Genomic DNA, 24,929 nt, shown 5'->3' with positions numbered 1-24,929 from the left:
TTAGCGCGTGGTCCAGTCGCTCAATCTCGTCGTGATAGTCCCCGAGCTGGTCCTCGCGATTGGGGCCATGGCGCTATTGATGCTCGGCGTCGCCACGCGCCAAGAGCGCGGCGAACTCGTGCTATGGCTCGCCGTCGGCGTTCTCGTCATGTCGGGCATCTTCGTCGCCGCGGGCGAGGGGACGGAGCTCCTGTTCAACGGCAGCTTTATCGTCGATCCTTATGCGCGGATGCTAAAGCTCCTCACCCTGACGGGGCGCGGCGTGGCGCTGATCATGTCGATCGACTATTGGCGTGACTCGGGCGGGCTGAAATTCGAATTTCCCATTCTCGTGCTGTTCGCCGCCACCGGCATGCTGATGATGATCTCGGCCTATGATCTCATCGCGCTCTATATTGGTCTCGAGCTGCAGAGCCTGGCGCTCTATGTGATCGCCGCCTTCAAGCGCGATTCCGCGCTCTCCTCGGAAGCCGGACTAAAATATTTCGTCCTCGGCGCGCTGTCCTCCGGCATGCTCCTCTATGGCGCGTCACTGGTCTACGGCTTCACCGGCTCGACCGAGTTCAACCAGATCGCCGCCTCGGTGCAGCCGTCCGACCCCAATCTCGGCCTGATCTTCGGGCTAGTGTTTGTGTTGGCGGGCTTGGCTTTCAAGATCTCCGCCGTGCCTTTCCATATGTGGACGCCGGACGCTATGAGGCGCGCCACCCCTGTCACCGCCTTCTTCGCCGCGGCGCCCAAGCTCGCCGCCATGGCGCTTCTGGTCCGGGTCGTCATTTCGGCCTTCCCCGCCATCACCATGGAGTGGCAGCAGATCGTCGTGTTCCTCGCCATTGCCTCCATGGCGCTCGGCTCGTTCGCCGCCATCGGCCAGCGCAACATCAAACGCCTGATGGCCTATAGCTCGATCGGACATATGGGCTATGCGCTGGTCGGCCTCGCCGCCGGCACGGCCGAAGGCGTGCAGGGGGTTATCATCTACCTGGCCATCTATCTGGTGATGACGCTTGGCATGTTCGCCTGCATTCTCGCCATGCGGCGCGACGGCAAGATGGTGGAGCAGATCGACCAGCTTTCCGGACTTTCCCGCACCAAGCCGCTGATGGCGCTCGCCATGGCGGTCCTGTTGTTCTCTCTGGCCGGAATCCCACCCCTTGCGGGTTTCTTCGCCAAGTTCTACGTGTTCCTAGCTGCCATCGAGTCTGGTCTCTACGTGCTCGCCGTGATCGGCGTGCTCTTGAGTGTGGTGGGGGCCTTCTACTATCTGCGCATCGTCAAGATCATGTATTTCGACGATCCCGTGGAACGCTTCGAGCCCATGCCGGCAACTCTCGCCACCATTCTCGGCGTCAGCGGCGTGTTCACTCTGCTCTATTTCGTCTATCCGGCTCCGTTGGTAGCAGCCGCGGAAATAGCCGCCAAGTCATTGTTTTAATGAGCTATATAGCATCTCCATCACCTAAGATGCCGGCCGGTTACCGGCTGGCGAAGCTGGACTCCGTCGATTCCACCAATGCCGAGGCGAGGCGCCGCGCGGACCGGGGGGAACCCGGGCCGTTGTGGATCTGGTCGTCGCGCCAATCCAAGGGACGCGGCCGCGCCGGCCGTGAATGGACCTCTCAATTCGGCAATCTGTTCGCGAGCCTCCTGATCAGGCTCAATTGTCCACTGCCGACCGCAAGCCAGCTTGCCTTGGTCGCCGGCATCGTCGCCTACGAAACCGTGGCCAAGCTCATCGCCTATGAGGCCGCTCGGAGCTTTTGCTCAAATGGCCGAACGACGTTCTCCTCGCCGAGGAGAAGGTCGCCGGCATGCTGCTCGAGAACGTGCCCGGGGCCAAACCCAACAGCTCGGTCGGTCGTGATCGGCACCGGCATCAACCTCGCCAATCACCCCGAGAACTTGCCGCAGCCCGCGGTCAGCCTGGCTGAGTACGGCTTGTCCGTGACGCCAGGCGAAGCGCTTCAAGTGCTCGCCGCAACAACCCACGAATGGCTCATGCGCTGGGGCGAGGGCGCGACATTTCCTACCATTCGCCGCGCCTGGCTCGACCGGGCCGGGCCGGTGGGACGGCCCATGCGCGTGAAACTCAACGGGGTCGAGACGGAAGGCACCTATGCCGGGCTAGACTCCGACGGCGCACTCCGGCTCCGGACGAGCGAAGGCGAAGCCCGCGTGACCGCTGGCGACGTCTTCTTCGCCAACTGACAAGGCAACCGAGCCCAGTGTCCCGAAAATCCGATCGTAAAGGAGACGAACTCGTGTTCGTGCCGCTAGGCGGCGTCGGCGAGATCGGCATGAATCTGTATCTCTACGGCTATGGCCGCCGGGGCGCCTTTCAGTGGCTCATCGTCGACATGGGCGTGACCTTCGGCAGCGAGTTCGAGCCCGGCATCGACGTCATCCTCCCCGACATCCGATTTCTCGAGGAGGAGCGCCACAACGTCGCCGGCCTCCTGCTCACCCATGCGCACGAGGATCACTACGGCGCCGTGGCCGATCTTTGGCCGCTCCTCGGCGACGTGACCGTCTACGCCACCCCCTTCACCGCCGAGATGCTCAAGTCGAAGCTCGGCGAGATGGGCATCGCGGAGAACTTTCCCCTCGAAGTCGTCGACATGGGAAGCCGGCGGACCATTGGCGCGTTCGATGTCGAACTGATCAGCATGTCCCACTCGATCCCCGAGCCATCGGCCATCGCCATCCGGACGCCGCTCGGCGCGGTGCTGCATACGGGAGACTGGAAGCTAGACGCCAATCCGCTGACCAGCGCTCCGACCGATGAGAGGCGCTTGCGCGAGATTGGCCGGGAAGGGCTGGCGGCGCTGATCTGCGATTCCACCAACGCCATCCGCGAGGGCGTGTCCCCGTCGGAAGCCGACGTTGCCGTGACCCTGAACAAGCTCATCGCCGAGGCGCCACAACGTGTGGCGGTTACAACCTTCGCGTCCAACGTGGCTCGGCTCGGCTCGGTGGCAAAGGCCGCGCAGGCCGCGTGCCGCGAACTCGTCGTCGTCGGCCGCGCCATGTATCGCGTCATCGAGGCGGCGCAGGCCACCGGCTATCTCGATCCGGATCTCTACTTCCATGAGGAGACGGCATTCGCCAAGCTGCCGCCGCGCAATGTTGTGGCGCTGTGCACCGGCAGCCAAGGCGAGACCCGCGCCGCCCTTTCGCGTATCGCCTCGGGCGAGCATCCTCATGTCAAGCTCGATGCCGGCGATTGGGTGATCTTCTCTTCGCGCACCATCCCGGGCAACGAGAAGGCCGTGGGACGCGTGCAGAACGCGTTGTCGGACAACAAGATCGAGATCCTGACCGATCAGGATGCGCTCGTCCACGTCTCGGGCCATCCGCGTAAAGGTGAGCTCGAGCAGTTATATGATTGGCTGAAGCCTGAGATTGCCGTGCCCATGCATGGCGAGGGCCGGCATCTCGAGGCGCATGCCGAACTGGCCGAGGCGCTCGGCGTCAAGCAAGTGATCCGGGCGCGCAACGGCACCGTGGTTCACCTGCTCCCGCAGCCCGCCGCCATTGTCGGCGAGGTGCCCACCGGGCGCCTCTATCGCGACGGTGCCATCCTCACGCACTCCGACGACGGCCAAGTGCGTGAGCGCCGCAAGTTGAGTTTCGCCGGCATCGTCTCGGTGTCGCTGGTGCTGACGACCAAAGGCGAGCTTGTGGCCGATCCGGAAGTGGCGCTGAGCGGCCTCCCGGCCGCCGATACATTCGGCACGCCGTTCGAGAACATCGTCCGGGACGCGGCCATCGGCACGGTGAAGAGCATTCCGCGTCCGCGCCGCAAGGATCCGGCGGTCGTGAGCGAGGCGGTCCGCCGCGGCGTCCGTGCCGCCGTCAATCAAGCCTGGGGCAAGAAGCCCCTGTGTTCCGTGCTCCTGACGGTGCTATAGGCCTCAATTGGCACGCAGCGCGGGACCGCGCTAGAAGCTGATCACCTAGCGCCGAGCGTGCTAGCGCCCTAAATTCAAGATCTCGTGTCACGAAGCCGGAGCGAAGTTTGATGATAGGCCGTTTGAACCATGTCGCCATTGTCGTCCCCGATCTGAAGGCGGCGACAGATGTTTATCGGAGCACCCTCGGCGCCAAGGTCTCGGCGGAAGAGGATCAGCCCGAGCATGGCGTGACCACGGTGTTCATCGAGCTGCCCAACACCAAGATCGAGTTGCTTGGGGTTTACGGCGACAACTCGCCGATCGCGGGGTTCCTCGAGCGAAATCCCAATGGCGGCATCCATCACCTCTGCTATGAGGTGCCGAACATCGAGGAAGCGCGCGACCGGATGGTGAAGCGAGGCGCCCGCGTACTTGGTGAGCCTAAGATCGGCGCTCACGGCAAGCCGGTGATCTTCCTCCATCCGAAAGACTTCTGCGGCACGCTCGTGGAACTCGAAGAGGCCTAAGCCATGAGCCTTGCCTTCGCGCTGGCCATCTATTTCGTGATCTGGTGGATCGTGCTGTTCGCCATGCTGCCGTTCGGCGTGCGGACTGCCGAGGAGGCGGGCGAGGAGGCATCTCCGGGTTTCGCCGAGAGCGCGCCGCAGCGGCCACGCATGTTGCCGAAGGTGATCGCTACGACGCTGGTATCGGCCGTCATTTTCGCCGGCGTCTACGCTATCCTCGTGCACCACGTGATCCGGCTCGACGATATCCCGTTCTTCCCACGCTACGAAAAGGTGAAGTAGCGCTCCGCGCGCGCACCGGAATCCAAGACAAAAAAAAAGCAAGGTCGAACCCGACCTTGCTTCAGTATCGTGACTCCTTGTCTTTCCGGCCTATTCAGACTGAAAAGCGGCGGCGCCCATGTATTTCCATGATTAGCGCGCCTGGAGTACTTCCTCCCAAGACTTGGACCTTGTCCAATCTCAACGCAAAACTCCGAGATCGTCGCCGGTCCCGAGCGCTCCCACGTTGTGGCGGGACACTAGCCCAGGCGCGCCAAATTGTCACCATGATTGTGACCGGTCGCCGCAGATTTATGCTTGCGGGAGACAGGGTCGACCAGACCTAAGAGAAGCCAAGACATTCCGGGTCGCTATCCAGTGGTTCCGGCGAGAAATTCTGCCTAAGCGGCGAGCAACATTTGCCGGGAACGAGAAGGGGCGGACAATGCTTGCGCTACCTCTCGTTGTACCCGGCAATGCTTCGTGCTCGGATAGTGGCAATCGGGCCCTCACGGAGGAGAATCGCTGCGGGATCACATCGCTCCGGGATTTCTGGTCGGGGCTGATTGCTTAGCCTTGCGAAACTGGCTATTAGCCGCGCCAAGGGGCCCGGCGGGGGAGCTTCCGGCTTTCGCGCTAAGAATGGCTCATTGCAACGGGCGGGCTCTGAGCCCGCTGCCAACGCCGTTAGGGCTCACGATGCGCCTCAGCCGCTATTTTCTGCCACTGTTGCGCGACGATCCGAAGGAGCGGAGATCGTCTCCCACCGCCTGATGCTGCGGGCGGGCCTTACGCGCCAATCGAGCGCGGGCATCTATTCCTGGCTCCCCCTCGGCCACCGCGTGTTGCAAAAGATCGAGCAGATTGTCCGGGAGGAGCAGGACAGGGCCGGCGCCATCGAATTGCTCATGCCGACCATTCAGCCAGCCGAGCTGTGGCGGGAGAGCGGCCGCTACGAGGCCTATGGCAAGGAGATGCTGCGCATCAAGGACCGCCACGAGCGCGACATGCTCTACGGCCCGACCAACGAGGAAATGATCACCGAGATCTTCCGCGCGGGTGCCAAGTCCTACAAGGACGTGCCCCGCATCCTCTACCATATCCAATGGAAATTTCGCGACGAGGTCAGGCCGCGCTTCGGCGTGATGCGCGGGCGCGAGTTCCTCATGAAGGATTCCTACTCCTTCGACCTCGACAAAGAGGGCGCCGTCAAATCCTACAACAAGATGTTCGTCTCCTATTTGCGCACCTTCGCGCGCATGGGGCTTCGCGCGGTACCGATGCGCGCCGAGACGGGGCCGATCGGCGGCGATCTCTCCCACGAATTCATCATCCTCGCCGAGACCGGCGAGTCCCAGGTGTACTGCCATAAGGATCTGATCCAGATGCCGGTACCGCCACAGGACGTGGACTATCAGTCCGATCTAACCCCTTACGTCCGTCAGCGAACCGAGCTTTATGCGGCGACCGAGGACGTCCACGATCCGAAGCGCTTCGCCCAAGAGGTGCCCGCGGACATGCAGCTTTCCGCGCGCGGCATCGAGGTCGGACAGGTTTTCTATTTCGGCACGAAGTACTCCGAGGCCATGGGCGCCAAGGTTCAAGGGCCGGGCGGCGAGCTCATCGCAGTCGAGATGGGCTCTTACGGCATCGGCGTCTCGCGGCTTGTGGGCGCCATCATCGAGGCGTCCCATGACGACGCCGGCATCATCTGGCCGCAAGCCGTGGCGCCGTTCGATGTCGGTCTCATCAACCTCAAAGTCGGCGATGCCGATACCGACGCGGCTTGCGAGAATTTCTACGGTCAGCTGAAAGCGGCCGGCCTCGACATTCTCTACGACGACCGCGACGACCGGGCAGGGGCTAAATTCGCCGCCATGGACCTAATTGGCCTCCCTTGGCAGATCATCGTCGGGCCAAAGAGCCTCAAAGCGGGAGAGGTCGAGCTGAAAGAGCGCGCCACCGGCGACCGCCATAGTCTCACCTTCGATGCAGCATTGAATCGCCTGATCGCGGCAGCGGAACAAGCGAGGAAGGAAGCGGCATGAGCAAGGCGACGAGCACGCGGCCCTTCGCACCATTCGAATGGATGGTGGCGCTCCGCTATTTGCGGGCGCGGCGGAAGGAGGGCTTCATTTCGGTGATCGCCGGCTTCTCCTTCATCGGCATCACCCTGGGCGTCGCCACGCTCATCATCGTCATGGCGGTCATGAACGGCTTCCGCCAGGAGCTGTTCGACAAGATGCTGGGCCTCAACGGCCACGTGGTCGTGCATAGCCTCGGCTCTTTCACCGATTACGACGACGTGGCGAAGCGCATCCGCGAGGTCGACGGCGTCAAATATGCCTTGCCGCTGATCGAGGGCCAGGTGCTGATCTCCACGCCTTACACCTCGAGCGGAGCTCTGGTGCGAGGTTTGCGCGAGAAGGACCTCAAGAGCCTCAAGGCCATTTCCAACAACATCCGGTTCGGCACGCTGGATGGATTCGACGACCAGCCGGGGCTCGCGCTGGGTAGCCGCATGGCCAACGATCTCAACGTCAAGGTGGGCGACGAGGTCTCCATCCTCACGCCGCGCGGCCCGTCGACGGCGCTGGGCACGGCGCCGCGGGTCAAGCGCTACCCGGTCGTCGCCATCTTCGAGATCGGCATGTCCGAATACGACGCCAGCATCCTGTTCATGCCGCTCAAAGAGGCGCAGCGCTATTTCAGCGTTCCCGACAGCGTCACCGTGTTGGAGGTCGTGCTCAATTCGCCCGACGAGGTCGGCGAGCTGGCACCGAAGATCATCACGGCCGGCGGTCCGACGATCTATGTGAGCGACTGGCGCCAGCGGAACGCCACGTTCTTCACCGCGCTTCAGGTCGAGCGCAACGTGATGTTCCTCATTTTGGCGCTTATCGTTCTAGTGGCGGCCCTCAACATCATCTCCGGGCTGATCATGTTGGTGAAGGACAAGGGCCGCGACATCGCCATCCTGCGCACCATGGGCGCCACGCGCGGCGCGGTCATGCGCATCTTCTTCATCACCGGTGCCAGCATCGGCATCGTCGGCACCTTGGCCGGCTTCGGGCTCGGGGTGCTCGTGTGTCTCAATATCGAGCGCTTGCGCGAGTTCATCGGCTGGCTCACCTCCACCGAGCTGTTCGCGCCGGAGCTTTACTATCTTTCGCAATTGCCGGCCGACATGGACACCGGCGAGACCACCACGGTCGTCGTCATGGCACTCGTCTTGTCAGTGCTTGCCACGGTCTATCCATCCTGGCGGGCTTCGCGTCTCGATCCCGTCGAAGCGCTGCGCTACGAATAGGGGAGACCGGTGGACAATCCTGAACGAACCCCAGCGCTGCGCCTTGAACGCTTGATGCGGAGCTTCACGCAAGGCGACCGCCATATCGACGTTCTGAAGGACGCCGCCGCGGCCTTCTATCCCGGCGAGACCGTGGCGCTTCTCGGCCCCTCGGGCGCGGGAAAATCGACCTTGCTGCAAATCGCCGGCCTGCTCGAGAAGCCGGATTCAGGCGCCGTGATCATCGACGGTATCGACTGCGAGGCCCTGAACGATAGTGAGCGAACCCGGATGCGCCGGATGGAAGTGGGATTCGTCTACCAGTTCCATCACCTGTTGCCGGAGTTCACGGCGCTGGAAAACATCACGCTGCCCCAGCTCATCCTTGGCCGGACCAGTGCCGAAGCCGAGACACGCGCGAAGCATCTCCTGGACACGCTCGGCCTCAAGGATCGCGGGGATCATCGCCCGGCGGAGCTTTCCGGCGGCGAGCAGCAGCGCGTGGCGATCGCCCGCGCCGTGGCCAACCAGCCAAAGGTTCTGCTTGCCGACGAGCCCACGGGCAATCTCGACCCGCACACCGCCGAACGCGTGTTCGAGGAGCTCCTGCGGCTGGTAAACGAGGAGGGCGTCGCGGCGGTGGTGGCGACCCACAATCTCGAGCTTGCGGCCCGTATGGACCGCGTTTTGCGCCTGACCGATGGTCATCTCGTCGAGGAAGAGGTGGCCGTGGTGGAAGTCGACAGCTAGTCCTTCTTGCAAGAAGAACGGAAAGGGAACATTATCGTTCCCCGCACGCACTCGCACCAGCGCGAGTCCGTGAATAGCCTGGATATGTCCGAGAGGCCCGTCGCGCTGCTTGAGCGAATCCGGAAGGGTAGAGCCTGAAGCCGGAAGATGGAGACCATGACCGAGCGCCCCCAACCCTTCGTGCATCTGCGGATGCATTCGGCCTATTCGCTGCTCGAAGGGGCGCTCACCATCCAGCGGCTGGTGTCGCTCGCCAAGGCCGACGGGGCGCCCGCCCTGGCGCTGACCGATTCCAACAATCTCTTCGGCGCGCTCGAATTCTCCGAAGCCATGGCCGGGGCGGGCATCCAGCCGATCATTGGCTGCACGCTTGCGCTCACCTTCGCCGGCGAGCGCGACCCTAGCCCGGGCGCGACCTCAGGGGGCCAAAGGGCCGACGGCCGGGTCGTGCTGCTGGCCAAGGATGAGACCGGCTACGCCAATCTCATGCGCCTCTCGACGGCGTCCTATTTCACCGCTGCCGAGGCCGGCGACCCGCTCATCACCATCGCCGAGCTCGAAAGCCATGCCGACGGCCTGATCGCACTCACCGGCGGTCCCGAGGGGGTCATCGACCTGGCCTTCGCCGAGGACAATCCCGAGCTTGCCCGCACCCGTCTGGAGACGCTCCACGCGCTCTTCGGCGACCGTCTCTATGTGGAGATTCAGCGCCACGGCCTGCCGCAGGAGAGGGCGGTCGAGCCTCATTTGGTCCAGCTCGCCTACGATCTGGAGCTACCGATTGTCGCCACCAACGAGCCGTTCTTCGCCGCGACGGACGACTTCGAAGCCCATGACGCGCTCATTTGCATCGCGCAAGGAAGCTATGTGGCGGTGGACGAGCGGCGGCGCTTGAGTCCGGAGCACTACTTCAAGTCCGCCGAGGAGATGCGGACCTTATTCGCCGATTTGCCCGAGGCGCTGGCGAACACGGTCGAGATCGCTCAGCGTTGCGCTATCGTCCCAAGGAGCGCGACCCGATCCTGCCGCCCTTCCTCACCGGCGGCGAGGCCACGAGCGCCCTGGGCGGAGACCGAAGCCGCCGAGCTGAGACGGCAAGCCGAGGCGGGCTTGAAGGCGCGTATCGCGGAAGCTGGCACTGCCCCGGGCGAGGACGCCGCCTCCTACGCCAAGCGTCTCGCCTTCGAGCTCGATGTCATCACCGGCATGAACTATCAGGGCTACTTCTTGATCGTTGCCGACTTCATCAAATGGACCAAGGCGCAGGGGATTCCGGTGGGGCCTGGGCGTGGCTCCGGCGCGGGCTCCCTGGTCGCCTACGCGCTCACCATCACCGATCTCGATCCCATCCGCTTCGGCCTGCTGTTCGAGCGCTTCTTGAACCCCGAGCGCGTGTCCATGCCCGACTTCGACATCGACTTCTGTCAGGACCGGCGCGACGAAGTCATCGCCTATGTACGCGAGCGCTATGGCGCCGACCGCGTCGCCCACATCATCACCTTCGGTAAGCTGCAGGCGCGTGCCGTGCTGCGCGACGTCGGCCGGGTGCTACAAATGCCCTATGGCCAGGTGGATCGGCTGTGCAAGCTCGTGCCCATGAATCCGGCGAACCCCGTGACCTTGCCACAAGCCATCGCCGGCGAGCCGCGTCTGCAAGAGGAGCGCGACAAGGAGCCCGTGGTCGCCAAGCTGCTCGACATCGGTCAGCGGCTCGAAGGGCTCTACCGCCACGCCTCGACCCACGCCGCCGGCGTCGTCATCGCCGACCGGCCGCTGATCGACCTGGTGCCACTCTACCGTGACGCCCGCGCCCAACTTCCGGCCACCCAATTCAACATGAAATGGGCGGAAGCCGCAGGCCTCGTAAAGTTTGACTTCCTCGGTCTCAAGACCCTGACCGTCATCGATACGGCGCGCCAGCTCATCCGGCGCGACGGGCCGGACATCGATCCTGCCAAGATCCCGCTCGACGACGTGGCCTCCTACGAGTTGATGCAGCGGGGCGACACGGTCGGCGTGTTCCAGCTCGAAGGTCAGGGCATGCGCGATGCCCTGCGCAAGCTGAAGCCCGACCGTTTCGAGGACATCATCGCCATCGTCGCGCTCTACCGGCCGGGGCCGATGGACAACATCGACACTTATGTGAACCGGAAACACGGGCGCGAGGAGATCGAGAGTCTTCATCCCTCGATCGAGCCGATCCTGGCGGAGACCTACGGCGTCATCATCTACCAGGAACAGGTGATGCAGATCGCCCAGGTGCTGTCCGGCTACTCGCTCGGCGAGGCGGACCTGTTGCGCCGTGCCATGGGCAAGAAGATCAAGAAGGAGATGGACGCGCAGCGAAAGCGCTTCGTCGACGGCGCCGTGAAGAACGGCGTGGCCAAGGCCGCGCCGAATACATCTTTCGAGCTGGTGGCGAAGTTCGCCGGTTACGGCTTCAACAAATCGCACGCCGCCGCCTACGCGCTCATCGCCTACCAGACCGCCTACATTAAGGCCAACTACCCGGCCGAGTTCGTGGCCGCCTCCATGACGCTCGACATGGGCAATGCGGACAAGCTCAACAGCTTCGCGCAAGAGGCCGCGCGCCTCGGTATCCCCCTTGAGCCGCCTTCGCTCAATCGCTCCGAGGTCGGTTTCATCCCGAACAACGGCGCGATCCGTTATTCCTTGGCGGCGCTGAAGAATGTCGGTCGCCAGGCGGTCGATCATATTTGCGCCAAGCGGGAGGAGGGAGGTCCGTTCAGGGACGTCTCGGACTTCGCCCGCCGCATCAACCCGCGCCTCGTGAACAAGCGCGCCTTGGAGATGCTGGCCGCCGCCGGCGCCTTCGACGAGCTCGGCGTCGACCGGGCCACCGCGCATGCCAATGTCGACCTGATGGTTGCAGCCGGCAACCGGGCACAAGAGACGCGCGCCGAAGGCAGGAGGATCTGTTCTCCGGGCGCCCGGCACGACCCGCCGCCCATCGAGCTGCGCGTAACCAAGCCTTGGGTGTTCACCGACAAGCTCTCGAAGGAATTCGAGGCCGTGGGCTTCTTCCTCACGGGCCATCCGCTCGACGACTACAAGGAGGCCTTGGCAAGCCTCGGCGCCGAGACCTGGGCGGAGTTTGCCGCCAAGGCGCAAACGCGCCGGGTGGTGGGCACGCTGGCCGGCACGGTTCTGTCCGCCCGCGAGCGCAAGGGCAAGACCGGCAACCCCTATGCCTTTGTGGCCTTCTCCGATTCCACGGGCCAGTTCGAGGCGGTGGTATTCTCCGAGGCGCTTCTGGCCTCGCGGGCCTTGCTGGAGCCGGGAAAAGCCGTGCTCCTCGAGGTTGAAGCGGAGGCCGACGGCGAGACCGTGCGCGTCAGGGTGCAGCGGATCTCCTCCCTGGACAAGGCCGCGGAGGCCCGCCACGCGGGCATGCGAGTCTACGTGGAGGATACGAGAGCCCTGGCGCCGCTCGCCGAGCGGTTGGGGACCAAAAGTGGCGACGGGCAGTTCCAACTGGTGCTCCGCCTCGATGAACTGGCCAAGGAGGTCGAATTCGAGCTGCCGCAAGGGATCGATACGACCCCACGCCAGCGGAGCGAGCTAAAGCTGGTCGAGGGCGTGGCCTCCATCAGCGCCCTCTAGGAAGCCTTGCGAAATTAGCGCTTTTTCTGAGTTTTCCGCCCTTGCCAAGGGGCGGACCCACCCCTATAACCCGCTCCATCTCACACGCGGGACGCTAAGCGTCACACAGGCCCTATAACCTGTGCGCTCGCTCCGGTGATTGGCTCCGGCCAGTCTCTTGTCCCGCGGCGGCAAAACCGGAAAAAGGAGTTCGCAGTCCAATGGCACTGCCCGATATCACTATGCGCCAGCTGCTCGAGGCTGGTGTTCACTTTGGTCACCAGACTCACCGCTGGAACCCGAAGATGGCTCCCTATATCTACGGGTCGCGCAACAACATCCACATCATCGATCTGACGCAGACGGTGCCGCTTCTGCACCAGGCCCTGGTCACCGTGTCCGACGTGGTGGCCAAAGGCGGCCGCGTGCTCTTTGTCGGCACCAAGCGCCAGGCCGCCGAGCCCATCGCCGATGCGGCCCGCTCCTGCGCGCAGTACTTCATCAACCACCGTTGGCTCGGTGGCACGCTGACCAACTGGCGGACCATCTCCCACTCCATCAAGCGCCTGAAGTCGCTGGAGGAGCTGTTCGAGGGCGATCATCGCGGCCTCACCAAGAAGGAGCTGCTGCAGCTCACCCGCGAGAAGGACAAGCTCGAGCGCGCCCTCGGCGGCATCAAGGACATGGGCGCACCGCCGGATCTGATGTTCGTGATCGACACCAACAAGGAGTCGATCGCCATCGCCGAGGCCCGCAAGCTCAACATGCCGGTCGTGGCCATTGTAGATTCCAACTGCGATCCGGACGGCATCAGCCATCCCATCCCGGGCAATGACGACGCCGGCCGCGCCATCACCTTCTATTGCGATCTCATCGCTCGCGCCGCGATCGATGGCATCGAGCGGGCGCAAGGCGGTGGGGCGTCGATCTGGGCGCCGCCGCCGAGCCGATGATGGAGCCCGGCCTGGAAGCCGATGCGGCCTCCGACCCGGCCGCGGCGGAAAAGAAGCCCACCAAGGCCAAGAAGGCTGCAAAGAAGGCAGACGCCGAGGCTGACACGCCGGCGGCAAAGGAAGACGCATAGCCAGACGTCTCGGTCGAGCATCGGGACGCGAAGAAGAGGATTGCATGGCGACGATAACCGCAACCATGGTCAAAGAGCTGCGCGAGAAGACTGGCGCGGGCATGATGGACTGCAAGGCCGCCCTCAACGAAACCAGCGGTGACATGGAAGCTGCGGTCGACTGGCTGCGGGCGAAGGGTCTCTCCAAGGCCGCCAAGAAGGCTGGCCGCGTCGCGGCCGAAGGCCTCATCGGGCTTGCCGCGGAGGGTAACGAGGCCGCTCTGGTCGAGGTCAACTCCGAGACCGACTTCGTCGCCCGCAACCCCGCCTTCCAGCAGATGGTGACCACGATCGCCGGCGCCGCACTCGGCGCGAAAGGCAATGTGGAGGCCCTCGGCGACGCGCCCTACGGCAAGACCAAGGCGTCCGTGGCCGACACGCTGAAGGAGATGGTCGGGTCCATCGGTGAAAACATGACGCTTCGCCGCACGGCCCATCTCGCCGCCGGCAAGGGCGTGATCGCCAGTTACATCCACAACCAGGCAGCACCTGGCCTCGGCAAGATCGGGGTGATCGTCGCCATCGAGTCTACTGGCGATGCCGACACGCTTCAGAATTTCGGCAAGCAGGTGGCCATGCACATCGCCGCGGCGAACCCGCAAGCCGTCGACACCGACAGCCTCGACAAGGACTTCGTCGAACGGGAGCGCGCCGTACTGACGGAGCAAGCGAAGGAATCCGGCAAGCCCGCCGAGGTCATCGACAAGATGGTCGAGGGGCGTTTGCGGAAGTTCTACGAGGAAGTCGTGCTGCTTCAGCAGCCCTTCGTCCACGACCCCGACAACACGGTGGCCAAGGCGCTCGAAGCCGCGGCCAAGGACGCTGGCGCGCCGATCAAGATCACCGGCTTCTACCGGTTTGCCTTGGGCGAGGGGATAGAACGTGGCGAGAGCGACTTCGCTGCCGAGGTTGCCGCCGCCGCATCGGGCTCCTAAGGTCTTGGCGCGGCGACTCGATGGATTTACCGCCGCATCTGGGCTCAGGGTTCCCCGCCGCCACCGGAGTTTGAGCTGATGGCCAAGCCTCCCGCGACCGCCAAGCCGCGCTACCAGCGCGTCCTCGTCAAGCTATCCGGCGAGGCGTTGGCGGGAGCCAAGGGCTACGGCATCGATCTCGGCGTCATCGACCCGATCGCCAAGGACATCGCCAAGCCGCGGCCATGGGGGTGGAAATTTGCCTCGGTGGTTGGCGGCGGCAATATCTACCGGGGCCTGATGGCGGCTGAAGGCGGCATGGACCGGGCCCGCGCCGACTATATGGGCATGCTGGCAACGGTCATGAACGCACTCGCGCTCCAGACCGCCATCGAGCGGGCAGGTCCCACGGCACGCGTGCTGTCGGCCATTCCGATGCCGACCGTGTGCGAGCCCTATATCCGCGACAAGGCCCTCGATCATTTGGCGAAGGGCAGGGTGGTGATTTTTGCCGGCGGCACCGGGAACCCGTTCTTCACCACAGACACGGCGGCCGCGCTTCGTGCCGCCGAGATGGATTGCCAGGCCCTCTTCAAGGCCACCCAGGTCGATGGCGTCTACAGCGCCGACCCGGCCAAGGACCCGAACGCGACGCGTTACGACCGCCTGACCTATGGGGATGTGCTAAAGCAGGATCTGAAGATCATGGACGGCGCGGCGATCGCCCTTGCCCGGGACAGCCGGATTCCCATAATCGTGTTCTCCATCAAGGGCCAAACCGGTTTGGCGCTTGAGTTGCAAGGGAAGGGTTCCTCGACCACCATAGACGGCGGAGAGGGAATTTGAGGAGCGCATCGGCTCCGGGAAACGCCCAATAGAGCTTTGCCGAGCCGGGCTTGATCGAAAGCACGGCATTAGCGCGAGCAGGGAAGGCAGAATGTCTGATTTCGACCTAAACGAGATTGAGCGGCGCATGCGCGGTGCCCTGAGCGCGCTGAAGCACGAGTTCAGCGGCTTACGGACCGGCCGTGCCAGCGCCAGCCTGCTCGATCCCATCATGGTGATGGCCTACGGCAATCCCATGCCGCTCAATCAGGTTGCCACCGTCAACGTGCCGGAGCCGCGGCTGATTACGGTGCAGGTGTGGGACAAGAGCCAGGTGAACGCCGTCGACAAGGCGATCCGCGAGTCCGATCTCGGCCTCAACCCGGTGATGGAGGGGCAGCTTCTGCGCCTGCCTATCCCGGAGCTGAACGAGGAAAGGCGGCAGGAGCTCGCCAAGGTCGCGCATAAATACGCCGAACAGGCTCGCGTCGCCGTGCGTAACGTGCGCCGCGACGGCATGGAGCATTTGAAGCGTGCCGAGAAGGATGGTGACATGGGTAAGGACGAGCACCATTCGCTGGCGACCAAGGTGCAAGACCTGACCGACAAAATCATCAAGGAAGTCGACGAGTCCCTTGCCACCAAGGAAGCCGAGATCATGCAGGTTTGATCGGGCCGCCTGGACGACACGTCCTTAGCCTCGAATCGGAGACGCCGACCGTGACGCTTGCGATGGATCCTAAATGGGGCGATGCCGACAGGCCGGCCGCGCGCATGTCGCCATCATCATGGATGGCAATGGACGCTGGGCGGCTGAGCGCGGGCTGCCGCGAGCCGAGGGTCACCGCCAGGGCGTCGAGAGCGTGCGGCGCGCCGTCGAGGCCGCCATGGAGCTCGGCGTTACCCATCTCACCCTGTTCAGCTTCTCGTCGGAGAATTGGTCGCGTCCGAAGCAGGAGATCAACGACCTGTTCGGGCTTCTTCGGCGTTTCGTCCGGCGCGACCTGGCCGAACTGCATAAGAACGGCGTGAAGATTTGTGTGATTGGCGCGCGGGGCGGTCTCGAGGACGATATCTTGCGGATGCTCGATGACGCCGTCGAGCTGACCAAAGACAATGCCGCACTCACCCTCACCATCGCCTTCAACTATGGCGCACGCGACGAAATCGCTCGCGCGGCGCAGCGCGTCGCCGAGGATGTGAAAGCCGGACTTGTCGCCGCCGAGGACATCACGCCCGAGCGGTTCGGCACCTATCTTGACACCGCCGACTTGCCCGACCCGGATCTTCTCATCCGCACCAGCGGTGAGCTGCGCCTCTCGAACTTTCTCCTCTGGCAACTCGCCTATAGCGAATTCGTCTTTGTCGACGTGTACTGGCCCGATTTCACCAAGGAGCTGTTCGAAGCCGCCATCGCCGAGTATCAGCGGCGAAACCGTCGCTTCGGCGGAACCTCGGCGAGATCCACCGCGTGACGCCAAGAGAAACGCCCTCGGGAACCGAGCCGAAGACAGCAGAGGTCCGCAAACTGCCGGAACTCATGCTTCGTGTTCTTTCCGCCGTCGTCCTCGCGGCCATCGCGCTTGGCGCGGTCATCGCCAGCCCCTGGAGTTTCCTCGGTCTCGTGGTCGTCGGCGGCGGACTTCTCACATGGGAGTGGGGCTCGCTCACGCGGGGCAATGGTTTCGACGGAACCGCTCTGATCGGCGCTGTCTGCGTCACAGCAGTTGCGATCTTCATAGCCCTCAGCCGGCCCGAGCTCGCGCTTCTGATCTTCGGCGCCACCGCCGTGACCATCTACTTCGGCGGCACGTCCAAGCCCCGCGCCACCTGGCGCTCGCAGGTCTCGCTTATGTCGCCTTTCCGGCCGCGGCGCTGGTCTGGCTGCGCAGCGACCCGAATCTCGGACTTACCGCCGTGCTCTTCCTGCTGGCCGTCGCCTGGACCACGGACACGGCCTCCTATGTGGGTGGCCGCTTGCTAGGCGGTCCCAAGCTTGCACCGCGCATCTCTCCGAAAAAGACCTGGAGCGGATTCCTCGTCGGCACGATGCGCCGGGGCTGGTCGGCTATGGTTTCGCGGCCTATCTGGGCAACACCTCCGCGCTCGTCTTGGCTCTTGTGAGCATCGGCCTGGCACTGGCCTGCCAAATCGGGGACTTGATCGAAAGCGCCATCAAACGGCACTTTGGAGCCAAGGATATGAGCCAGCTCATCCCAGGCCATGGGGGGCTGTTCGACCGCATCGACAGCCTCTTGCTGGCATCGGTCGTGGCGGCCCTCATCGCCGCGCGCGATCTGGCCGCGCCCGGCGCCGGCCTTCTCATTTGGTAGAGGCGTCTTGACCCTGTCTGCTTCAGCAAGATCCCCGCAACCCACGCCACGCACCACGGCGCAGCCGCGGCGAATTTCGGTCCTCGGCGCCACCGGCTCGATCGGCGAGAGCACGCTCGACCTCGTCGGTCGCGATCCGGACAGCTACGAGGTGGTCGCTCTCACCGGCTGCCGGAACGTGACGCGGCTGGCCGAGATGGCGATCGAGCACCGCGCCGAAGTTGCGGTGATCGCCGACGAGACCTGCCACGCGAACTTGAAAGCCGCGCTCGCCGGGACCGGCATCGAGACGGCGGCCGGAGAGGGCGCTCTGCTCGAGGCGCTTGCCGGCCCAGCCGATTGGGTAATGGCGGCGATCGTCGGTGCCGCCGGCCTCAAGCCGACACTGCGCGCCGTGCGCCAAGGCACATCGACGGCCCTCGCTAACAAGGAATGTCTCGTCTCCGCCGGCGCCATCTTCATGGCCGAGGTGGCGAAGTACGGCACGACGCTGCTGCCGGTGGATTCGGAGCACTCGGCGGCGCTGCAGGCCATGACCGGCACGGCGCCGGAGCGCATCGAACGGGTCTGTCTGACTGCATCCGGCGGCCCGTTCCGCACGTGGACCCTTAAACAGATGGCGGATGCCGGGCCCGAGCAGGCGCTCAATCATCCGAACTGGTCCATGGGACCGAAGGTCACGATCGATTCCGCCTCGCTCATGAACAAGGGGATGGAGCTTCTCGAGGCGCATCATCTCTTTGCGCTTTCTCCCGACAAGCTCGACGTGCTCGTCCATCCGCAATCCATCGTCCACTGCCTCGTCTATATGAGCGACGGCGCCGTGCTGGCGCAGCTCAGCTGCCCCGACATGCGGACGCCCATCGCCTACAGCCTCGCCTGGCCCGAGCGCATGCACGTTCCCAACCAGCGCCTCGATTTGGCGGAGATCGGCGCCTTGACCTTCGAAGCGCCGGATCTCGAGCGTTTCCCCGCATTGCGCCTGGCCAAGGAAGTCCTCGCGGCCGGCGGCAGCGCCGGCACGGTGTTCACGCCGCCAATGAGGTCGCCGTGGAAGCGTTTCTCGCCAAGCGTCTCGGCTTCCTGGCCATCGCCGGGCTGGTCGAGTCGACGCTTCTGGCCTGCGGCGATTTGATCGGCCTCGCGCCCCAAGACGCCGACGACGTGCTCGAGATCGATGAGGAAGCCCGGTCGCGTGCGCGGGGCTGGCTCGCACGGTTTGCATAAGCCCCCATGGGGGCTAGATAACGCCCCAAAGTTAAGGTAGGCCTCACTTATGGATACGATAAATCTGCTGACTGGCCTCGGCGACACACTCCTCCACTACCTCATTCCCTTCCTTTTCGTGCTGACCATCGTGGTTTTCATCCACGAGCTCGGGCACTTCTTGGTGGCCCGGTGGTGCGGCGTTGCGGTGAAAGTGTTCTCGATCGGCTTTGGGCCCGAGATCTTCGGATTCTATGACCGCAAAGGCACGCGCTGGCGGGTCTCTTGGATCCCGCTCGGCGGCTACGTGAAGTTTATCGACGACGAGAATGTCGCCAGTGCGTCGGGGCGCAAGGCCTTCGAGGCGCTTCCCGAGGCGGAGCGCAAGCGCAGCTTCCAAGGCAAGACGCTGGCGCAACGCGCAGCCATTGTCGCGGCAGGACCCATCGCGAATTTCGTCCTCGCAATTCTCATCTTTACGGCCATTTTCAGCGTCTTCGGCGAGAGAATTACCGCCGCTAAGGTCGATGCGATCACCCCGGGGAGCGCCGCCGAGCGCGCCGGCTTCCAGCCGGGCGACCGCGTCATCAGCATCGACGGGACCGCGATCGACAATTTCACGGCGATGCAGCGCATCGTGGCCATGAGCCCCGAGCAAAGCCTGCATTTCGTCGTTGACCGCGACGGGAAGAACGTGGAGCTCGACGCCTCGCCCGAACGCAAGGAAATCACCGACCGATTCGGCAACACCATGCGGATTGGCCTGCTCGGGATTCAGCGCAGCGCCTCACCCGACGATTGGACATTGGAGCGCCACAACCCGGCCACAGCTTTCGTCATGGCGGTCAAGGAATGCTATTTCGTGGTCTCCCGATCCCTTGGCTATCTGTACGACGTGGTAACGGGGAGGGAGGCCGCCGATCAACTGGGCGGCCCGATCCGTATTGCCCAAGTATCGGGTCAAGTGGCAACCGCCGGATTTGTTGCGCTTCTCAACCTCGCAGCCATCATCTCGGTAAGTATTGGCCTAATAAATCTGTTCCCGATACCGATGCTCGATGGCGGACATCTTCTGTTTTACGGTATCGAGGCACTAAGAGGCAGGCCGCTCAGCGAATCCACTCAAGAGATCGGTTTCCGCATTGGCCTAGCCTTCGTTCTCATGCTAATGATCTTCGCGACCTGGAATGACCTGATTCACTTGAAGTTTCTCTGATCGGGGGTTGCAGGACGGGGCTACTAGCGGGGACCGCGAGGTCCCCGTCGTCGTGAAAAAAGGCTACCAAAAATCGGCCACAAACGAGTGGCCAGTTGAGGCCTAGGGCGATTTGCCCACGGGGTCGGCTTGAGGGGAAGACACCAGTAATGGTGCGGTGGACGTTGGAAAGAGGGCTGCTCGCAGCTCTCCTAGTGCTTAGTAGCGTCCCGCTTTCGCTGGGTCTCAGCGCGAGCTTTGGCGACCTATCCGCAGTTGCCCAAAGCGCCGTCATCCGTTCGATCGTGGTCGAGGGTAATCGGCGGGTGGAGCCGGAAACGGTCCGCTCCTATCTGACCTTCTCATCCGGCGATACGTACAATCCCGCCGAAATCGATCAGTCCCTGAAAACCCTGTTCGCCACAGGCCTGTTCCAAGACGTGCGGATCAGGCGGCAGGGCGGCACCATCATCGTCATCGTGGTGGAAAATCCCATCGTGAATCGGGTCGCCTTCGAGGGGAACCGGGAGATCGAGGACGCCACCCTTGCCTCCGAGGTCCAACTTAAGCCGCGCGCCGTTTACACCCGAGCGCGTGTCCAGGCGGACGTCCAGCGCATCCTCAACCTCTACCGCCGCCAGGGCCTTTACGCGGCCCAGGTCGACCCGAAGATTATCAATCTCGACAACAACAGAATTGACGTCGTCTTCGAGATCAATGAAGGCCCGACCACGAAAGTCCGCGCCATCAATTTCATCGGCAATCAGGCCTTCAGCGATTCGCAGCTCCGCTTCGTCATCACCACGACGCGGACGAACTTCTTGAGCTTCCTCAAGAACACCAACATCTACGATCCAGACCGGCTGAATCTCGACCGCGAGTTGTTGCGCCAGTTCTACCTCAAGAACGGCTACGCCGATGTCCGCATCGTCTCGGCAACCGCCGACCTCGACCGCGACGGCCGCGGCTTCTTCATCACCTTCACCATCGAGGAAGGGGAGCGCTACCGCTTCGGCTATGTCGACATCGAAAGCGCGCTGCCCTCGCTGAACATCGAGGCCCTGCGCGGCGGGATCCTGACAAAGCCAGGGCGTCGCTATAATGCGGAGAAGGTCGAGAAGACGGTCGAAGCCTTGACCGTGCTGGTCTCCGAGCAGGGCTACGCCTTTGGCCAAGTTCGCCCGCGCTTCGAGCGCGACCAGGCAACCCACACCATGAATATCGTCTACGTCATCGATGAGGGCCCACGGGTCTATATCGAGCGTATCAACATCGTGGGCAACTTCCGAACCGAGGACGGCGTGATCCGGCGCCAATTCCGACTCGCCGAGGGCGATGCGTATAATCGCCTGCTCGTTGAGGCGGCCCGCAAGCGATTGAGAGCGCTTGGTTTCTTCAAGTCGGTGGATATTGAAACCGAGCCCGGGAGCGCCCCCGATAGGGTCATTCTCGTGGTCAACGTGGTGGAGCAGCCAACCGGCGAACTGTCCTTCGGTGTGGGTTACTCCACGCAGGAAGGCGTCATTGGCGACGTCAGCATCACCGAGCGCAACCTTATGGGTAAGGGCCAGTATGTCCGCCTCGGCTTCTCGGGAAGCCTCGACCGCGCTCAGGTCGATTTCAGTTTCACCGAGCCGAACTTCCTCGACCGCAACATGGCGGCCGGCTTCGACCTCTTCTATAAGGACGTCAACCTGCAGGATGCCGCGTCCTTCAACCAAAGAGACGCCGGCGGCAATCTTCGCGTGGGCTTCCCCATTGCGGACAACACCCAAATGGGTTTGCGCTACAGGTTCAATCAGCAAGAGATCTACGACGTGTCCAACAACGCCTCGCTGGCCGTTAAGCAAGCTGCTGACGAAGGCGCTGTGAACGTCTCCAGCGTCGGCTATACGGTCGCCTACGATACCCGCAACCTGCCCCAGTCGCCTAGCAGCGGCATCTTCGCCTCCTTCTCCCAGGACTTTGCCGGCGTTGGCGGCGACGTGAACTACATTCGCTCGGTCGTGGACACGCGCGGTTATTACCCCATCACCAACAAGATCACGCTCGTCGGCCGCGTGCAGGGCGGCGCGATCGAAGGTTGGGGTGGCGACGACCTTCGCCTAAGCGATCTCTTCTTCAAGGGCGGCGAAACGATCCGCGGCTTCGAGCGGGCCGGTTATGGACCACGCGATGCCTGCGAAAATCCGACAACCGGCAAGCGTTTGTCGAGAAACACCTGTCAGCGCGACGCTCTCGGCGGCAAGTATTTCTGGGCAACGACCGCGGAGCTCCGTTTCCCCTTGCCCATGGTCCCCGATAACCTTGGTATGCAGGGCGCCATCTTCGTCGACGCCGGTTCGCTTTGGGAGCCGAGCCAGTCGGCAATCGATGCCGTCTACCCGGCGCCGCCCAAGGGTGAGGGGAGCTTCATTTTCGATAGCTCCGACATCCGCCTATCCACCGGCTTCAGCATTATTTGGCAGTCCCCGCTTGGCCCGCTCAGGGCCGATATCGCCGATGCACTGCTCAAGGCAGACTTCGACAAGACCGAACTTTTCCGCTTCGGCGCCTCAACAAACTTCTAAAAGAAGCCAGTTCGGTTTATGGCTTCGCGCCATGGTTCATGCTGCGAAGCCGGCCGCTGGAGATTTGATGGAACATCCGGGATTCTTTGAGCGCGCCGGCCCGTTCTCATTGCGCGCCCTCGCCGAGGCCACCGGCTCCGAGTTGATTGGCGCTGCCGATGCCGAGGTCGAGGATATTCGCCCTCTCGACGCGGCAAGGCGGGGCCATCTATCCTTTCTGGACAACCCGAAATACTTGCCGCTGCTTGCCAACACCCGGGCCAGCGCCTGCCTGGTGGCCCCCAAATTCGCCGACAAAGTGCCGGACGGCACGGATCGCCTCGTGACCCCGACCCTTATCGGGGCTTCGCCAAGGCCCCGCTGTTTTATCCAGATGCCCTCAAACCGAAGGCCGCCCACGGAACGGGGGGTGCCGGCAATATCCATCCGAGCGCCATCCTCGAGCGGACGCACGGTGGAAGCCGCCGCCGTTATCGGCCCGGAAGCCCGGATCGGCCGCGGCACGACCATCGCGGCGGGGACCGTCATCGGCTATCGCGTGCATGTCGGGCGTGACTGCTATATAGGGCCAAATGCAACGATCACCCACACGCTGGTGGGCAATCGCGTCACAATTCACGGAGGTACGGCCATCGGTCAGGACGGGTTCGGGTTCGCCATGGGCTCGGCCGGTCACCTCAAAGTGCCTCAAATTGGCCGGGTCATTATTCAGGACGATGTCGAAATCGGCGCCAACTCGACCATCGACCGCGGAGCGCTGCGGGACACCATCGTCGGGGAAGGCACGAAAATTGATAATCTCGTGCAAATCGGGCACAACGTCGTAATCGGAAGGCATTGCATAATTGTGTCGCAAACCGGTATTTCAGGCAGTTCGGAGCTTGGCGATTTCGTTGCGCTTGGCGGCCAGGTAGGTGTTGTCGGCCACGTAAAGATCGGCGCTGGCGCCCAGATCGCCGGGAGCAGTAATGTGCGGGGCCATGTGCCGCCGGGCGCACGTTGGGGTGGGACCCCGGCCAAGCCCATTCGGTTGTGGTTCAGAGAGTTGACGGTGCTGCGGCAGTTGGCCGAGCGTAAGGATGTGAAACTTGATTAGGGCCAAAGCGGGGAGGGCGAGCAGCCATGAACCCGCATCGAAGGAGCCGGTCCGTATGAATGAGAGCGGGGTAAATGCGAAGCTCGATACGGCGGAGATCGTCGATATCATGAAGCTTCTGCCGCATCGCTATCCCTTCCTCCTCGTCGACCGCATCGTCGAGATGGATGGGGATCGCTCTGCCGTGGGCATCAAGAACGTGACCGCCAACGAGCCGTATTTCCAGGGGCATTTTCCCGGCAATCCCGTGATGCCCGGCGTCCTCCTCATCGAGGGCATGGCGCAAACCGCGGGCGCCCTGTGCATGCGCTTTCTCGATGAGTTCAAGGAGCCGCCGCTCGTCTATTTCATGGCGATCGACAAGGCGCGGTTTCGCCGGCCGGTGGTTCCGGGAGACACCGTGCATTATCACGTTCAAAAGATGCGCAGCCGCGGACGCGTATGGCGATTCCGCGCCCAGGCACGCGTTGAAGAAAACCTCGTCGCCGAGGCGGAGGTCAGCGCCGTGATCATCGAGAACTAGCCCGGCACGGCATGACTAATATCCATCCGACCGCCGTGGTCGATCCAAGCGCGCAACTTGGAACGAATGTTCAGATCGGCCCCTTTTGTGTCATCGGCCCCCATGTGGTGCTCGGTGACGGCGTGGTCGCGCACTCGCATGCCGTCATCGCCGGCCACACCACGCTCGGTCCCGGCTGCAAGGTGTTTTCCTTCGCCTCCATCGGCCAAGCACCACAGGACGCAAAATTCCATGACGAACCGAGCACGCTCACCGTTGGCGCCGGGACCGTCATTCGCGAGAACGTCACCATCAACCCCGGCACCGAAGGCGGCTTGATGCACGCGCGTGGCGACAACTGTCTGCTGATGATCGCCTCTCATATCGCCCATGATTGCCAACTCGGCGACAACGTGACGCTCGTCAACGGCGCGACGCTCGGCGGCCATGTGTCAATCGGCGACGGCGCCATCATTGGCGGCCTCTCGGCCATCCACCAATTCGTGCGCATCGGGGCTTATTCCTTCGTCGGCGGGATGTCCGGCGTCGCCGCTGACCTCATTCCGTTCGGTATGGCGCTCGGCAACCGCGCCAATCTGAACGGCCTCAACATTGTCGGGATGAAGCGCAAGGGTTTCCCACGCGAGCAGATTCACGAGGTCCGCCAAGCCTATCGCATGCTGTTCTCGAGCGAGGGCACGCTGAAGGAGCGACTCAAAGACACCGAAGCCATGTTCTCAAAGAATCCGCTCGCCAAGCAGATCATCGACTTCATCAAGAGCGAGTCAGACCGGTCATTCTGCGTACCGAACAATGCCGCAACGCCGAGCCGCTGACGATGC

At 63.3% G+C, this 24,929-nt stretch carries 22 protein-coding genes and 2 pseudogenes; all 24 read left to right on the top strand.

The window, feature by feature from the left end; translation table 11 throughout:
- Positions 1-7: 7 nt before the first annotated feature.
- The 24 genes and pseudogenes from nuoN (at position 8) to lpxA (ending at position 24,923) form a co-directional block, all read left to right on the top strand.
- Positions 8-1,435 (top strand): NADH-quinone oxidoreductase subunit NuoN, encoded by a 1,428-nt coding sequence (gene nuoN / locus AUC69_RS13775; protein WP_069442665.1) that lies wholly within the window; start codon positions 8-10, stop codon positions 1,433-1,435.
- A gap of 29 nt (positions 1,436-1,464) precedes the next feature.
- Positions 1,465-2,208: a biotin--[acetyl-CoA-carboxylase] ligase gene (locus AUC69_RS13770; protein ID WP_158008125.1), complete on the top strand. Its 744-nt coding sequence runs from the start codon at positions 1,465-1,467 to the stop codon at positions 2,206-2,208.
- A 53-nt stretch (positions 2,209-2,261) separates the two neighbouring features.
- Positions 2,262-3,911: a ribonuclease J gene (locus AUC69_RS13765; RefSeq protein WP_342018606.1), complete on the top strand. Its 1,650-nt coding sequence runs from the start codon at positions 2,262-2,264 to the stop codon at positions 3,909-3,911.
- Between the two features lie 110 nt (positions 3,912-4,021).
- Positions 4,022-4,420 carry a methylmalonyl-CoA epimerase gene (gene mce, locus AUC69_RS13760; protein WP_069442663.1) on the top strand — a complete coding sequence of 133 codons (399 nt, stop codon included), beginning with the start codon at positions 4,022-4,024 and terminating at the stop codon, positions 4,418-4,420.
- A gap of 3 nt (positions 4,421-4,423) precedes the next feature.
- Positions 4,424-4,702: a DUF1467 family protein gene (locus AUC69_RS13755; protein WP_069442662.1), complete on the top strand. Its 279-nt coding sequence runs from the start codon at positions 4,424-4,426 to the stop codon at positions 4,700-4,702.
- A 678-nt stretch (positions 4,703-5,380) separates the two neighbouring features.
- Positions 5,381-6,729, top strand: a pseudogene (proS, locus tag AUC69_RS13750) (proline--tRNA ligase).
- The gene (locus AUC69_RS13745) at positions 6,726-7,991 is read left to right on the top strand and encodes a lipoprotein-releasing ABC transporter permease subunit (RefSeq protein WP_069442661.1); all 1,266 of its coding nucleotides are present in this window, start codon (positions 6,726-6,728) and stop codon (positions 7,989-7,991) included. Before proS ends, AUC69_RS13745 begins: the two are co-directional and overlap by 4 nt.
- Positions 7,992-8,045: 54 nt before the next feature.
- Complete coding sequence (locus tag AUC69_RS13740; protein WP_069442660.1) at positions 8,046-8,720, top strand: ABC transporter ATP-binding protein; 675 nt, start codon at positions 8,046-8,048, stop codon at positions 8,718-8,720.
- A 156-nt stretch (positions 8,721-8,876) separates the two neighbouring features.
- A complete protein-coding gene (dnaE, locus tag AUC69_RS13735; protein ID WP_083239467.1) occupies positions 8,877-12,344 on the top strand; it encodes a DNA polymerase III subunit alpha in 3,468 nt (1,155 codons plus the stop codon).
- 200 nt (positions 12,345-12,544) lie between these two features.
- Positions 12,545-13,276 (top strand): 30S ribosomal protein S2, encoded by a 732-nt coding sequence (rpsB, locus tag AUC69_RS13730; RefSeq protein WP_069442659.1) that lies wholly within the window; start codon positions 12,545-12,547, stop codon positions 13,274-13,276.
- Positions 13,273-13,407 carry a hypothetical protein gene (locus tag AUC69_RS19115; RefSeq protein WP_280136655.1) on the top strand — a complete coding sequence of 45 codons (135 nt, stop codon included), beginning with the start codon at positions 13,273-13,275 and terminating at the stop codon, positions 13,405-13,407. The genes rpsB and AUC69_RS19115 overlap by 4 nt, the downstream gene beginning before the upstream one ends.
- Before the next feature lie 44 nt (positions 13,408-13,451).
- Complete coding sequence (gene tsf, locus AUC69_RS13725) at positions 13,452-14,381, top strand: translation elongation factor Ts (RefSeq protein ID WP_069442658.1); 930 nt, start codon at positions 13,452-13,454, stop codon at positions 14,379-14,381.
- Positions 14,382-14,459: 78 nt separating this feature from the next.
- On the top strand, positions 14,460-15,206 hold the full coding sequence (gene pyrH, locus AUC69_RS13720) for a UMP kinase (RefSeq protein WP_069442657.1): 747 nt from the start codon (positions 14,460-14,462) through the stop codon (positions 15,204-15,206).
- A gap of 91 nt (positions 15,207-15,297) precedes the next feature.
- Entirely contained in the window at positions 15,298-15,855 is a 558-nt protein-coding gene (gene frr / locus AUC69_RS13715) for a ribosome recycling factor (protein WP_069442656.1), read from the top strand.
- Positions 15,856-15,928: 73 nt separating this feature from the next.
- Complete coding sequence (locus tag AUC69_RS13710; RefSeq protein ID WP_069442655.1) at positions 15,929-16,660, top strand: isoprenyl transferase; 732 nt, start codon at positions 15,929-15,931, stop codon at positions 16,658-16,660.
- Positions 16,657-17,169, top strand: coding sequence for a hypothetical protein (locus AUC69_RS16620; RefSeq protein WP_193427423.1), 513 nt, complete (start codon positions 16,657-16,659; stop codon positions 17,167-17,169). Before AUC69_RS13710 ends, AUC69_RS16620 begins: the two co-directional genes overlap by 4 nt.
- Positions 17,061-17,309: a phosphatidate cytidylyltransferase gene (locus AUC69_RS19825; protein ID WP_425283552.1), complete on the top strand. Its 249-nt coding sequence runs from the start codon at positions 17,061-17,063 to the stop codon at positions 17,307-17,309. The genes AUC69_RS16620 and AUC69_RS19825 overlap by 109 nt, the downstream gene beginning before the upstream one ends.
- Positions 17,210-17,518: a phosphatidate cytidylyltransferase gene (locus AUC69_RS19445; RefSeq protein WP_425283551.1), complete on the top strand. Its 309-nt coding sequence runs from the start codon at positions 17,210-17,212 to the stop codon at positions 17,516-17,518. Before AUC69_RS19825 ends, AUC69_RS19445 begins: the two co-directional genes overlap by 100 nt.
- Before the next feature lie 13 nt (positions 17,519-17,531).
- Positions 17,532-18,745: pseudogene (gene dxr, locus AUC69_RS13700) on the top strand (1-deoxy-D-xylulose-5-phosphate reductoisomerase).
- A gap of 49 nt (positions 18,746-18,794) precedes the next feature.
- Positions 18,795-19,940 carry an RIP metalloprotease RseP gene (rseP, locus tag AUC69_RS13695; protein ID WP_069442654.1) on the top strand — a complete coding sequence of 382 codons (1,146 nt, stop codon included), beginning with the start codon at positions 18,795-18,797 and terminating at the stop codon, positions 19,938-19,940.
- A 194-nt stretch (positions 19,941-20,134) separates the two neighbouring features.
- A complete protein-coding gene (gene bamA, locus AUC69_RS13690; protein ID WP_342018603.1) occupies positions 20,135-22,489 on the top strand; it encodes an outer membrane protein assembly factor BamA in 2,355 nt (784 codons plus the stop codon).
- 31 nt (positions 22,490-22,520) lie between these two features.
- Entirely contained in the window at positions 22,521-23,585 is a 1,065-nt protein-coding gene (gene lpxD, locus AUC69_RS13685) for a UDP-3-O-(3-hydroxymyristoyl)glucosamine N-acyltransferase (RefSeq protein WP_244500269.1), read from the top strand.
- Between the two features lie 55 nt (positions 23,586-23,640).
- Positions 23,641-24,108, top strand: coding sequence for a 3-hydroxyacyl-ACP dehydratase FabZ (gene fabZ, locus AUC69_RS13680; RefSeq protein WP_069442652.1), 468 nt, complete (start codon positions 23,641-23,643; stop codon positions 24,106-24,108).
- 11 nt (positions 24,109-24,119) lie between these two features.
- Entirely contained in the window at positions 24,120-24,923 is an 804-nt protein-coding gene (gene lpxA / locus AUC69_RS13675; RefSeq protein WP_069442651.1) for an acyl-ACP--UDP-N-acetylglucosamine O-acyltransferase, read from the top strand.
- Positions 24,924-24,929 lie beyond the last annotated feature (6 nt).

The organism is Methyloceanibacter superfactus, assembly GCF_001723305.1.
Lineage (GTDB): Bacteria > Pseudomonadota > Alphaproteobacteria > Rhizobiales > Methyloligellaceae > Methyloceanibacter > Methyloceanibacter superfactus.
The sequence above is the reverse complement of the archived record's forward strand: the minus strand, read 5'-3'. Positions and strand labels throughout refer to the sequence as shown.

Coding starts and splice junctions, on each gene's coding strand:
- AUC69_RS13770 (WP_158008125.1), top strand. CDS start 1,465: ATGCCGGCCGGTTACCGGCTGGCGAAGCTGGACTCCGTCGATTCCACC.
- mce (WP_069442663.1), top strand. CDS start 4,022: ATGATAGGCCGTTTGAACCATGTCGCCATTGTCGTCCCCGATCTGAAG.
- AUC69_RS13755 (WP_069442662.1), top strand. CDS start 4,424: ATGAGCCTTGCCTTCGCGCTGGCCATCTATTTCGTGATCTGGTGGATC.
- AUC69_RS13745 (WP_069442661.1), top strand. CDS start 6,726: ATGAGCAAGGCGACGAGCACGCGGCCCTTCGCACCATTCGAATGGATG.
- AUC69_RS13740 (WP_069442660.1), top strand. CDS start 8,046: ATGCGGAGCTTCACGCAAGGCGACCGCCATATCGACGTTCTGAAGGAC.
- dnaE (WP_083239467.1), top strand. CDS start 8,877: ATGACCGAGCGCCCCCAACCCTTCGTGCATCTGCGGATGCATTCGGCC.
- rpsB (WP_069442659.1), top strand. CDS start 12,545: ATGGCACTGCCCGATATCACTATGCGCCAGCTGCTCGAGGCTGGTGTT.
- AUC69_RS19115 (WP_280136655.1), top strand. CDS start 13,273: ATGATGGAGCCCGGCCTGGAAGCCGATGCGGCCTCCGACCCGGCCGCG.
- tsf (WP_069442658.1), top strand. CDS start 13,452: ATGGCGACGATAACCGCAACCATGGTCAAAGAGCTGCGCGAGAAGACT.
- pyrH (WP_069442657.1), top strand. CDS start 14,460: ATGGCCAAGCCTCCCGCGACCGCCAAGCCGCGCTACCAGCGCGTCCTC.
- frr (WP_069442656.1), top strand. CDS start 15,298: ATGTCTGATTTCGACCTAAACGAGATTGAGCGGCGCATGCGCGGTGCC.
- AUC69_RS13710 (WP_069442655.1), top strand. CDS start 15,929: ATGGGGCGATGCCGACAGGCCGGCCGCGCGCATGTCGCCATCATCATG.
- rseP (WP_069442654.1), top strand. CDS start 18,795: ATGGATACGATAAATCTGCTGACTGGCCTCGGCGACACACTCCTCCAC.
- lpxD (WP_244500269.1), top strand. CDS start 22,521: ATGGTTCATGCTGCGAAGCCGGCCGCTGGAGATTTGATGGAACATCCG.
- fabZ (WP_069442652.1), top strand. CDS start 23,641: ATGAATGAGAGCGGGGTAAATGCGAAGCTCGATACGGCGGAGATCGTC.
- lpxA (WP_069442651.1), top strand. CDS start 24,120: ATGACTAATATCCATCCGACCGCCGTGGTCGATCCAAGCGCGCAACTT.